Below are 9,830 nucleotides of genomic sequence, written 5' to 3' on the forward strand. Positions count from 1 at the left end.
GTTGTGTTTTTCACTACTAAATAGTGGAAAACGCTAATAACAGGCTGTTGCTATTATTGAATCAGTTAGCATTGTAACGGCGAAAAGCAATATACTTGCTCATCGCGATATGCAGCGTAAACTTGCCGTGTGGCGATTTACCGGCATGCCCGAGCAAAATAAAGTCCGCGCCACTTAACGCATCAAGATCTGTAAGCTTAAACCGGCGCATTAAGCTGTAACGTAAATCAGCATCGATAAAAATACTCGGTTCTTTGCGGTAGTCGCCGGTGTTTAGCCACAGCTCATCGTCTGCCGGGTTTTCACATTCGCGCTCATTCACATTGTTTATCTGGCCCCAAAATATATACAGTGCCTGTAAATGTTTATCGCTGATGTCGTTGATATGCACCAGATAATCGGCCAGCTTGCCGGCTATCAGCTCCCGCCCGGCAGCTGTCAGCACCTGAATTTTCTGCCCTTGGTTGGCAAAATCGCGGTTACGGCACAGGTGGCTTAATAACTGGCGCAAAGCGGTATTCACATCGTAACCGTCGATACCACCAAGCTGCGGTGCTTTTATGCTTTGCCACAAACCTGCAGGCGCATAGCGGGCAGACGGCTCGCGTACTTTGTCTGCTTTGTTGCTGTCAGTCGCATCATCTTCTGCATTCAGCCGCAGTGTAGCGGCTTCACAACCTTGCTGATGGTGGGCACCAAAACAGGCCGCACGGTTGATGTTTTCGCTACTGACTTCCTTGATAAACCAGGCTTTTTCTCCACAGAGCGGACAGAGTAATAAGCCGCGATACTGCTCAGCCGCTGTTTTATATTCGGCTGTGCTGATTAAGCGGTTGTCACTAAGGTATCTGGCCTGTTGCACTGAGAATCCTGCGCTTTGCTATGCATGCTGTACCTAAGCTAAACATTATTACCTTACAGAGCAATAGCTAACGGTTGCGTTGATCTATGCTGTACAGGTGCAGCGAAAGTATGTTAACTGTTAGCACTGTGTAACAAACCTGGTTTTGCATAAAAGGATCAAGCATGCAATTGGCGAAAGTGGTTGGGTATTTGCTAAAAACGCTGGTGATACTGCTTGGCGCTGTAGCCACATGTTATCTGGTGTTACTGGCCATTAACTGGCAGGATGAACAACCTTCCGCTGCGGCGCTGGCGTTACAGCAGCACCTGCAGGCGCCGCCGCAGTTGAGCCAGGATAACAACGGCTACCGGTACTTTTCTTCCCATAGCGCTGATAATGCGCTAAGCGTATCTGCGCTACTGGCCGATCTTACCCGGCAATGCGGCGGCCAAGACTGTCAGAGCGCCTTGCTTACACTGCAACCTCAGCTGGACACTGTGATTACTGAGCATCAGCAGCTTGCCGATTTTTACCGGCGGTTACAACAGTTTGAGTATTGGTATGAACCGGTGCCTGCCACCATGGATGCCATACCGTCTTACCAGCCAATGTTACAGGCACAACAGTTGTGGTTGTTAAAGGCCTGGCAGGCAGCCCTGCAGCAAGACACTGCAGCAGTGAAGTCGCTGCTACAACAGGACCTACAATTCTGGCGTCGCACTATGGCTGGTAGCCAGCTGTTGCTTGGTAAAATGGTCAGCACCAGCGCAATCAAACAACACTTCAGTGTTGCCAGCATGATACTGCAACAGCTGCCTGTAGCTGAGCGCAGCGCCACCTTGCCAAATAACTGGTCACAGCCTTTTGACGATAAAGAGCTCAGTCTGCAACAAGCGCTCGTCGGTGAGTGGGCTTTTGGCAATATGGTCATTGCTAATATGCTGCAGCCAGAGGCGGTGAAAACTGAGCAAAGCCTGACGGATGCAACAGTATCACTTTTACTGCAGCCACTATTGTTGCCGCAGGCCAGCAGTAACGACCGCGCCAGTTTGTTACTGGCACAAATAAATGCTGAAACGGTGCCGGCAAGGCCATGGTATAACAGCTTGTATAACCCCGTTGGTAAGCTGCTGAACAGTGTTGTACCGGATTATGCGCTATACCAGCAGCAGCTGCGCGAACTAGAACCGCTGCGACAACAAGCTGTACTTACCACAGGAGCAAGCGTGAACAGTACAGCACAATAATAGCGATGGCGGACAGCAGCATTACGCTGAATGTAAGTATCATGCCAAATACGCGAAAGCCCAGCGGCTCTTTCATCTGGCGTACACCCCAGGCGTGGCTTAGGCGGCCTATGATTAAGGCGACACCCATAATGTGAATATAAAACGGCGCCAAACCACTGTATTCGGCCAGAAACAGCAATAGCAGGGCAAAGGGCACGTATTCGGCAAAATTGCCATGCACCCGTATGGCCCGCTCCAGTTCCATTTCACCGTTGCTGCCAATTCCGACCTGATATTTGCGGCGTTTGCCGACCACTTTAAAACTCATCGCGATATAAAACAAAGCAAGTAGTGCAGCATATAAAGCAGTAGTCATTGCTGGGTTCCTTAATTAAAAAGCCCGTGGTTCATCACGGGCGTTAGCATAACGTTATTTTAACGGTTTTACAGCATCTTATATGGATGCTTACATGCGCTGAAATAACTCGCGGGCTTGCTGGTACACCCACAGTGCCAGTGCCGGGTCGTAGCGCTCTCCCTCATCACGCATAAACGCATGCTGGCCGTTGACTTCGTGCCAGCTAAAGTTACAACCGGCCTGCGTTAGCGCCTGATACACTTTTGCCCGGCCTTCTGCAGGGATATGAGGGTCCTGTTTACCCCAGATCATCAGCAGTTCTGCCTGTATCTGATTGGCGCAGTCCAGCGTTTGTTTGCCGCTGCCAACAGGCAGCGTGTCGCTGTGCAGATCTGTGGCGTACAGGCAACATGCGGCATTTACCGCCGGGTTTAATGCCGCCCGAAATGCCAGATGGCCGCCAATACAGACACCCATCGCGCCGGTTTTGCCGTTAAAGTCACTACGTTTTTGCAGGTAACTGAGCATGGCCGCATTGTCGCTATCGTAGCTACTTAAAGGTTTAGCCCATTTATCCGCGTTGCCCTTGTCTTTGCCTGCATCATCGTAAGCCAGCACGGTGCCTGCGGCGTTTAATTCATGAAACACTTCCGGCACCATTACCAGAAAGCCCTGGCCGGCCATCATTGCCGCCGTTCTGGCTATTGGGGCGGTGATCTGAAAAATCTCGGAATAGAACAGTATTGCCGGGTAGCGTTTGTTACTGTTTTGCGGGCGGAATAACTGGCAGCGCATGCTGCCGGTGGCGGTATCCAGGGTCAGCCATTCAGAGGTGATTTGCATGATATATCCGGTTCTAGCAGTCTTGATGGCTATGGTAGAGGATTGCAGCTGGCTTGTCAGCTTGCTGCCCGTATTTACTGCAGACGTTCAGTGGTTTAGGGTGTAAACAGCTAACCGGAGAACCCTATGTTTAAATGGATTATTTACGCCCTGCTGTACAGTGCTATCGCCAGTGTCGGAAGTCATGCGCAGGCCGGCTTTGCCTGGCCAAATGGCGCTAAAGCTGCCGTTAGCCTGGCGTACGACGACGCTTTAGCGTCGCAGCTCGATAGCGCTATTCCTGCGCTGAATGCGCATGGACTGAAAGCCAGTTTTTACCTGCCGTTGTACAGTCCGTTGTTAAGGTCGCGTTTAAGTGACTGGCGTACTGCCGCCAAGCAGGGGCATGAGTTGGGTAACCATACGCTGTTCCATCAATGCTCTGCCAGCAAACCGGGCCGGGACTGGGTAGCGGCAGAAAACGATCTGGATAAACTCAGTGCGCAGCAGTTGGTTCAGCAAATTCGCTTGGGTAACAGCATGCTGTTCGCTGTTGACGGTGAAACCGAGCGTACTTTTACCGCTCCGTGTGGTGATGCGCTGGCAGGAGGCCAGCCTTACTTGCCGCTGCTGGCTGATGATTTTGTTGGTATAAAAGCAAAAATAGGTGGCATCGTCGCCGATATGGCGCAGTTTGATGTGCATTCCGTACCGGTTATCGCCCCGGTGGGCAATAGTGGTGCAGAGCTAATCAGCCTGGTTAAACAAGCGGCACAGCGCGGTACTATGGTCAATTTTACCTTTCATGGCATAGGGGGCGATCATCTGAGTGTATCTGCCCAGGCACATGAAGAATTGTTGGCCTATCTGGCGGCGAACCGTGATATTTACTGGACAGATACTTTTATTAACATTATGCAACATGTGAAAACGCAACAGGCTGCGGGTAAAGTTTCAGAAGAATAATTATTTTTATAATTCATATTGTTAAGCCCATTTAGCTGTTGAAAAAGTAAATGTTGTCACGTTTTTGCATTGTGCTACGTCATAGCAATAGATAAGTAAAAAAATGACACTGAGTAAACCGACAGGATATGACTTTGCATGACAGAACAACATTATTTAACACAGCAGTTTGAAGCATCAAGACAGCATCTGCATAAGGTCGCATACCGTATGCTTGGCTCGGGCAGCGAAGCTGAAGATGCGGTACAGGAAGCCTGGATCAGGCTTAATCGGGTAGAAGCGGCCAGCATTGAAAACCTTACCGCTTGGCTGACTACTGTTGTAGCGCGGGTGTGTCTTGATATGTTACGCGCGCGAAAATCTAATCATGACACCATTGATGATAATGTTGCAGAAATTGCCAATGACGCAGCAGACAACATTGAAGCGGAGTTGCTGCAATTGGATTTAATCGGGCCCGCGCTGCTGTTACTGCTGGATATGCTGACGCCAGCTGAACGGGTTGCCTTTGTACTACATGATGTGTTTGAGCTGTCATTTGCTGAGATTGCCGCCATTCTGGAACTGCCGGAAGCGTCGGCCAGGCAACACGCCAGCAGGGCCCGTCGTCGTATTCGCGGAGCAACCACTGCAGAGCAAGACACAGCGCGGCAGCAAAGCATTGTTGCTGCGTTCTTGCTGGCTGCGCGTGAAGGTAACTTTGATGCGCTGCTCCGGCTACTGCATCCTGACGTAGTGCTACGCGCTGATGCTACTGCGATTAAAATCAGTACCGCCAATAAAGCCAAAGGCGCACCAGAGTTTGCGTCTGAAATTCGGGGCGCTGACAAGGTGGCGGCAACCTTTAAAGGTCGGGCGGCTGGTGCTCAATTGGCGATGATAAATGGCCTTGCGGGTGGTACCTGGGGCGTCAACGGTAAGGCGATGGTGGCATTTTGCTTTACCGTTGCAGACGGCAAAATTGCCACCGTGAATATAGTGATGGACAGAGCTGCGCTGGATAGTCTTGACATCCAGCTGATTAATACCAAAAACGGAGTAACAGCATGAATATCCTGCTATGGCTGATGCAAATCTTGCTTGCACTGCACACTGCCGCCGGCGCAGTGTGGAAATTCTCACATTCTGCCCAGCACACTATGCCGTCGTTAGCCGCGATCCCGAATAGCCTGTGGCTGACAATGAGCGGTGTAGAGCTGCTGTGCAGCCTATGTCTGATATTACCGGTGTTTTACAAACCGCTGGCGATATTGATTCCTGTAGCTGCGGTGTGTATCGCCTTAGAGATGCTAATGCTCTCAGCCGTGCACCTTAATGCTGTTGGCAGCAGTTATAGCCCGCTTATCTACTGGCTGGTGGTAGCAGCAGTCTGCGCTTTTATCGCTTATGGCAGGGCTGTAATACAACCGTTATAACACACAATGGCTTAAACCGGGTTGCTAATTGGCAAATGCTACGCATGTATCTTTACTCTTGTTAGTACTGATTGCAAAGTGCCCTCAGGCCGCCCGTTTAATTTTAAAATCACATCCAGTCCAGACGTGCTGCTGTTTGTAAATCAAGCATTTTAAATTTGTTGAAAATTAAGCTGAACTTGTACTTAGGCCTCGGTCTCTATGCTTTATAGGCAGCATTTTTACTTGCTATGGTTTTGACCAACTAATGCGATCTCAGGCAACGAGGAGGAACTATGTCCAGCCCGGAGCATAAGCAAAAAATTTGGCAGCTGATCAAGAAAATCAACACCGGTATGTTAACCACGCATCACGGCGGCGAACTGCGCGCCCGCCCTATGGTACTGGTGCAGGACGAATACGACGGCACGCTGTGGTTTTACACTGACCTTGAGTCAGAAAAGGTACTCGAACTGGAGCAAGATCATGACATTTGCTTGAGTTTTGCAGACCCTGACGGCCAGACTTATGTCTCACTGACCGGCACAGGCAGGGCCACTCGGGATAAAAAGCTGATTGATAAATACTGGAACAGTTTTGTCGCCGCCTGGTTTCCGCAAGGCAAAGAATCTCCTAATGTCGGTATGCTTGAGATTAAAATTAAGCGTGGCGAACACTGGGATAGCAGCAGTAGTAAGATGGTAAACAGCATTAAAACCATGAGGGCGAGGCTTACCGGCGAGCAACCTGAACTTGGCGAGCATGAAAAATTCGGTACTGCGAAGTAAAACCGGTAGTGTGGTAGAAGTGTCAGCCAGCTTACTGGCTGACAACCACACCATATCCCGTCGCTTTATAACCTAACTGCCATTCGCGCTTGCCGCTGACGAAAGGGTTATCGTGGCCCATATGCTGACTGATGCGCGTGTTCAAGTCGCGTTCCTGCGCGGTTACCGGGTCTTGTTTGTGCCAGGCGATAAACAGCTGTTGCTGAGCGCGCGACAGGCTAAGGTTATATTTATCGGCCATATAAAAATAAATCCGGGCAATATCACCGCGTACAGCGGCAGCAGGTTCAAACACTTGTTGTTTAAAATCAACCTTAACCGGACAGGCACCATGTTGGGCAGGGGCTGATGGTAAAACACCAAAGCGGTAATTACTGCGGTCGCCATTTACCTCACCTATGGCTGGTACCAGATTGTATAAATCGGCTTCCATAGCGCGAAAGGTGCTATCGGTTTTTACGCAATTTTTGCGGCCACCGTTTTGCCAGCACTGACGCTGATGGCCAAAATGATGCGCCGGCATCACGTGCTCCCATTCAATCCGGTTAGCGCGCGGGCCGTTTTTTCGCACCTGATAACCACAGCTGGCTAAATCGGGTATGCCTTTCTTGCCTTGCCAGCGAATAGCGCAATCGCAATAAAAGCTCGTCGCTTCGGGCGCATGAATACGTTGGGCTAAGCGTTTGGCCTGATCAAAGTTTGTGGGGGCGGCTAAGGTAAAGACAGAACATAACAGCAGCAAATAGCTGCTACATAACGCGACAAATTTCATTCACTACTACTTATTTCAGTGAGACGTTAAAAAGGAACAGGGTTGCCCTACGCTGACCGTTGAAGCCCTGGACGGGCGGAAACGAGCCCCCAAGGATGGGTTCACGGCGTGTTAGCGTGGGTAAACCTGTTCCTGAGCATATACCTGCTTAATAAACTGGGCAGAACTTTAGCTGACTTAATGCGGTTTCCCGGCAATTTGCTCGATATCATGTTGTAGCGGTTTGCGCAGGCCAAGTTTAAAACCGAGCTCTGCCATAATAAACAAGGGCCCAACCAGCAAGCCGACTAAATCATCGACAAAGGCTGGTTTTTTACCTTCATAGTAATGACCGATAAACTGCAGTACCCAACCCACCACGAACAAGCCAACAGAGCTGGCCAGCCAGACACCAAACGGCAGGCTGGCTAATTGCGCTGCCAGCAGAAGACTCACGCCGCTGAAGATAAACATGACTAACGCAAAACGCAGATCCAGTCGTAGGTAAAACGCCATACCGCCAATAAACAACAGTAACGCTGGGGTAATAACAACACCGGCCAGGCTAAACAGCGGCCAATACAGCAAAGCAAATACCGCCACCATAATAAGTGGAATACCGGCGTAATGGGTCAGTATGTTGCGTTCATCCCGGTGGTACTGCGCGTACTGGCTTAAATGCTCGGTCAGGTTTTTCATCGTTGTGTACCTGCAATGTACGGAATTAAGTGAGTAATCACTAAGCCTAAATCCACTATAACGCAGGGTCAATGAGATACTTTGTTCCTGTTGTAGCTAAAATGTAAATTTGGCGTATATAGGCAATAAATTAATGCCAGTAAGGCGTAGGCTGGGCAGGTGTTAACGGAGCTTGTAGTCAATAACACCGTGTTGCTGCGTCACTGCAGCGGCGCGTCGGTTCACGGATGGCTTGCATAAACTAATGAAAATAAAGGATAGACCAATGCAAGTAATCAGTTCTGTACTAAAACGCCAGCTGTGCTGGCTGGTGCTTACGGCTGCCCCGCTGTTATTTGGCAATAACGTCAGTGCCGATGCCATTTTACATGCGTTTGACTGGCATTATGACGATGTCGCCGCCAAAGCAACTGAGATTAAAAACCTCGGTTATAAAGCCGTGTTGGTAGCGCCACCGCTGAAATCTAATGCGGCTAACTGCGCCTGGTGGCAACGTTATCAGCCGCAGGACCTGAGGGTGATTGATCACTGCAAAGGTAATAAGCAGGCTTTTGTAAATATGATCAATGCGTTAAATGATACTGATCCGGCGCGGAAAGTGGATGTATACGCCGATATTGTATTAAACCATATGGCTAATGAGCGTAATGGTGCAACCGACTTTCCCGGTCAGGCCACGGTAAACAGTTATGGTAGCAACAGCAGTTACTGGAATAACCAGCGTTTATTCGGCAATTTAACCCAGGGCCTGTTTGGCAGCGCTGACTTTAACCCGGCAAACTGTATCAGCAATTACAATGACGTCTGGCAGGTGCAGAATTACCGCTTATGTGGCGGTAGTGGCGATACCGGTCTGCCGGATTTAAACCCGAACAGCTGGGTGGTGCAGCAGCAGCGTAGTTACCTGACGGCATTAAAAAGCCTCGGTGTTAAAGGGTTCCGGGTCGACGCGGCCAAGCATATGACGATTTGGCATATCAATGAAATTTTCACCAGCGACATTAAAAGCGGCATGTACCTGTTTGGCGAGATTATTACCAGCGGCGGTGCCGGCAACAATGAGTACGACAGCTTTTTAGCGCCGTACCTGCAATACACTGACCATAAAGCCTACGATTTCCCATTATTTAACGCAGTTCGGACGGCTTTTGGCTTTGGTGGCAGTTTAAGCCAGTTAGTGAGCCCGGCATCTTACGGCCAGGCGCTGCAGAATAGCCGGGCCGTCACCTTCACCATTACTCACGACATTCCGACTAATGATGGTTTTCGTTACCTGATCATGGACCCAACTGATGAGTATCTGGCCTATGCCTACGTTATGGGGCGCGATGGTGGTAAGCCGCTGGTCTTCAGCGACAGCACTGGCACTGACAGCAATCGCTGGGTCAATGCCTATAAAGCTGACCATATCAGTAAGATGCTGAATTTTCATAACCGTATGCAGGGGCAAGGCATGGAAATGCTGGCTTGGAATGACTGTGCAATATTATTCCGCCGTGGCGAGGAAGGTATAGTGGGTATTAATAAATGCGGCAGCACGCAAAGTTTTAATATTAATACTCACAACCGTTTTTACTGGTACCGCAATTATCGCGATGTACTGAGCGGCAATAATCTGGTGTATATCAGCGGTGGCAGTTTTAACTTCAGCCTGCCGGCGCGGCAGGCCAGAATGTGGTACGCCGATTAAACGGCGTTAGTCGGCACTGAACAGCGCCAGTAGATCGTCAGCCTGGCCTTGCCACGGTTGGCCCTTGCCACCGGCGAATAGCTGGTCGGCAAGCTGGCGCTTATGTTGCTGCAACAGCTGTACTTTTTGCTCTACCGTATTGCTGGCAATCAGTTTATAAACAAACACGGCTTTTTGCTGGCCGATACGGTGGGCGCGGTCTGTTGCCTGTGCTTCTGCCGCCGGGTTCCACCACGGATCGTAGTGAATAACGGTATCCGCAGCGGTCAGGTTTAACCCGGTGCCACCG

12 protein-coding genes are annotated in these 9,830 nt (G+C 50.0%); 6 read left to right on the forward strand and 6 right to left on the reverse strand.

From position 1 onward, the window contains the following. Positions 1 to 61: 61 nt before the first annotated feature. Positions 62 to 862, reverse strand: coding sequence for a hypothetical protein (locus VIN66_RS02805; RefSeq protein ID WP_331922574.1), 801 nt, complete (start codon positions 860 to 862; stop codon positions 62 to 64). 164 nt (positions 863 to 1,026) lie between these two features. On the opposite strand from VIN66_RS02805, the gene VIN66_RS02810 reads away from it, so the two are divergent. Further along, positions 1,027 to 2,091, forward strand: coding sequence for a hypothetical protein (locus tag VIN66_RS02810; RefSeq protein ID WP_331922575.1), 1,065 nt, complete (start codon positions 1,027 to 1,029; stop codon positions 2,089 to 2,091). On the opposite strand, the gene VIN66_RS02815 is transcribed toward VIN66_RS02810, so the two are convergent. Both VIN66_RS02815 and VIN66_RS02820 read right to left on the reverse strand, forming a co-directional pair. Next, entirely contained in the window at positions 2,054 to 2,449 is a 396-nt protein-coding gene (locus VIN66_RS02815) for an MAPEG family protein (RefSeq protein ID WP_331922576.1), read from the reverse strand. The two genes, VIN66_RS02810 and VIN66_RS02815, sit on opposite strands and share 38 nt — an antisense overlap. 90 nt (positions 2,450 to 2,539) lie before the next feature. Continuing rightward, positions 2,540 to 3,274, reverse strand: coding sequence for a dienelactone hydrolase family protein (locus tag VIN66_RS02820; RefSeq protein WP_331922577.1), 735 nt, complete (start codon positions 3,272 to 3,274; stop codon positions 2,540 to 2,542). A 126-nt stretch (positions 3,275 to 3,400) separates the two neighbouring features. Between VIN66_RS02820 and VIN66_RS02825 the strand changes: the two genes are divergently transcribed. From VIN66_RS02825 to VIN66_RS02840, 4 genes are all read left to right on the forward strand, one after another. Then, positions 3,401 to 4,219 (forward strand): polysaccharide deacetylase family protein, encoded by an 819-nt coding sequence (locus tag VIN66_RS02825; RefSeq protein ID WP_331922578.1) that lies wholly within the window; start codon positions 3,401 to 3,403, stop codon positions 4,217 to 4,219. 138 nt (positions 4,220 to 4,357) lie between these two features. Then, positions 4,358 to 5,269, forward strand: a complete 912-nt coding sequence (locus VIN66_RS02830) for a sigma-70 family RNA polymerase sigma factor (RefSeq protein ID WP_331922579.1) — start codon at positions 4,358 to 4,360, stop codon at positions 5,267 to 5,269. Continuing rightward, positions 5,266 to 5,634: a hypothetical protein gene (locus VIN66_RS02835; protein WP_331922580.1), complete on the forward strand. Its 369-nt coding sequence runs from the start codon at positions 5,266 to 5,268 to the stop codon at positions 5,632 to 5,634. The genes VIN66_RS02830 and VIN66_RS02835 overlap by 4 nt, the downstream gene beginning before the upstream one ends. Before the next feature lie 275 nt (positions 5,635 to 5,909). Further along, complete coding sequence (locus tag VIN66_RS02840; RefSeq protein WP_331922581.1) at positions 5,910 to 6,401, forward strand: pyridoxamine 5'-phosphate oxidase family protein; 492 nt, start codon at positions 5,910 to 5,912, stop codon at positions 6,399 to 6,401. Positions 6,402 to 6,432: 31 nt separating this feature from the next. Here the strand turns inward: VIN66_RS02840 and VIN66_RS02845 are convergent, their stop codons facing one another. Both VIN66_RS02845 and VIN66_RS02850 read right to left on the reverse strand, forming a co-directional pair. Continuing rightward, entirely contained in the window at positions 6,433 to 7,173 is a 741-nt protein-coding gene (locus VIN66_RS02845; RefSeq protein WP_331922582.1) for an endonuclease, read from the reverse strand. 177 nt (positions 7,174 to 7,350) lie between these two features. Further along, positions 7,351 to 7,851 (reverse strand): DUF962 domain-containing protein, encoded by a 501-nt coding sequence (locus VIN66_RS02850; RefSeq protein WP_331922583.1) that lies wholly within the window; start codon positions 7,849 to 7,851, stop codon positions 7,351 to 7,353. Positions 7,852 to 8,116: 265 nt separating this feature from the next. On the opposite strand from VIN66_RS02850, the gene VIN66_RS02855 reads away from it, so the two are divergent. Next, positions 8,117 to 9,541, forward strand: coding sequence for an alpha-amylase family glycosyl hydrolase (locus VIN66_RS02855; RefSeq protein ID WP_331922584.1), 1,425 nt, complete (start codon positions 8,117 to 8,119; stop codon positions 9,539 to 9,541). Between the two features lie 6 nt (positions 9,542 to 9,547). Here VIN66_RS02855 and VIN66_RS02860 read toward each other — a convergent pair. Then, a partial coding sequence (locus VIN66_RS02860; protein WP_331922585.1) for a C-terminal helicase domain-containing protein occupies positions 9,548 to 9,830 on the reverse strand: 283 nt, incomplete at its 5' end.

The sequence above is a fragment of the Rheinheimera sp. genome (assembly GCF_036568245.1).
Lineage (GTDB): Bacteria > Pseudomonadota > Gammaproteobacteria > Enterobacterales > Alteromonadaceae > Alishewanella.

What these genes read in the sequence shown, in the direction of transcription:
- VIN66_RS02810 (WP_331922575.1), top strand. Translation starts at nt 1,027, where the DNA reads ATGCAATTGGCGAAAGTGGTTGGGTATTTGCTAAAAACGCTGGTGATA.
- VIN66_RS02815 (WP_331922576.1), bottom strand. Translation starts at nt 2,449, where the DNA reads ATGACTACTGCTTTATATGCTGCACTACTTGCTTTGTTTTATATCGCG.
- VIN66_RS02820 (WP_331922577.1), bottom strand. Translation starts at nt 3,274, where the DNA reads ATGCAAATCACCTCTGAATGGCTGACCCTGGATACCGCCACCGGCAGC.
- VIN66_RS02825 (WP_331922578.1), top strand. Translation starts at nt 3,401, where the DNA reads ATGTTTAAATGGATTATTTACGCCCTGCTGTACAGTGCTATCGCCAGT.
- VIN66_RS02830 (WP_331922579.1), top strand. Translation starts at nt 4,358, where the DNA reads ATGACAGAACAACATTATTTAACACAGCAGTTTGAAGCATCAAGACAG.
- VIN66_RS02835 (WP_331922580.1), top strand. Translation starts at nt 5,266, where the DNA reads ATGAATATCCTGCTATGGCTGATGCAAATCTTGCTTGCACTGCACACT.
- VIN66_RS02840 (WP_331922581.1), top strand. Translation starts at nt 5,910, where the DNA reads ATGTCCAGCCCGGAGCATAAGCAAAAAATTTGGCAGCTGATCAAGAAA.
- VIN66_RS02845 (WP_331922582.1), bottom strand. Translation starts at nt 7,173, where the DNA reads ATGAAATTTGTCGCGTTATGTAGCAGCTATTTGCTGCTGTTATGTTCT.
- VIN66_RS02850 (WP_331922583.1), bottom strand. Translation starts at nt 7,851, where the DNA reads ATGAAAAACCTGACCGAGCATTTAAGCCAGTACGCGCAGTACCACCGG.
- VIN66_RS02855 (WP_331922584.1), top strand. Translation starts at nt 8,117, where the DNA reads ATGCAAGTAATCAGTTCTGTACTAAAACGCCAGCTGTGCTGGCTGGTG.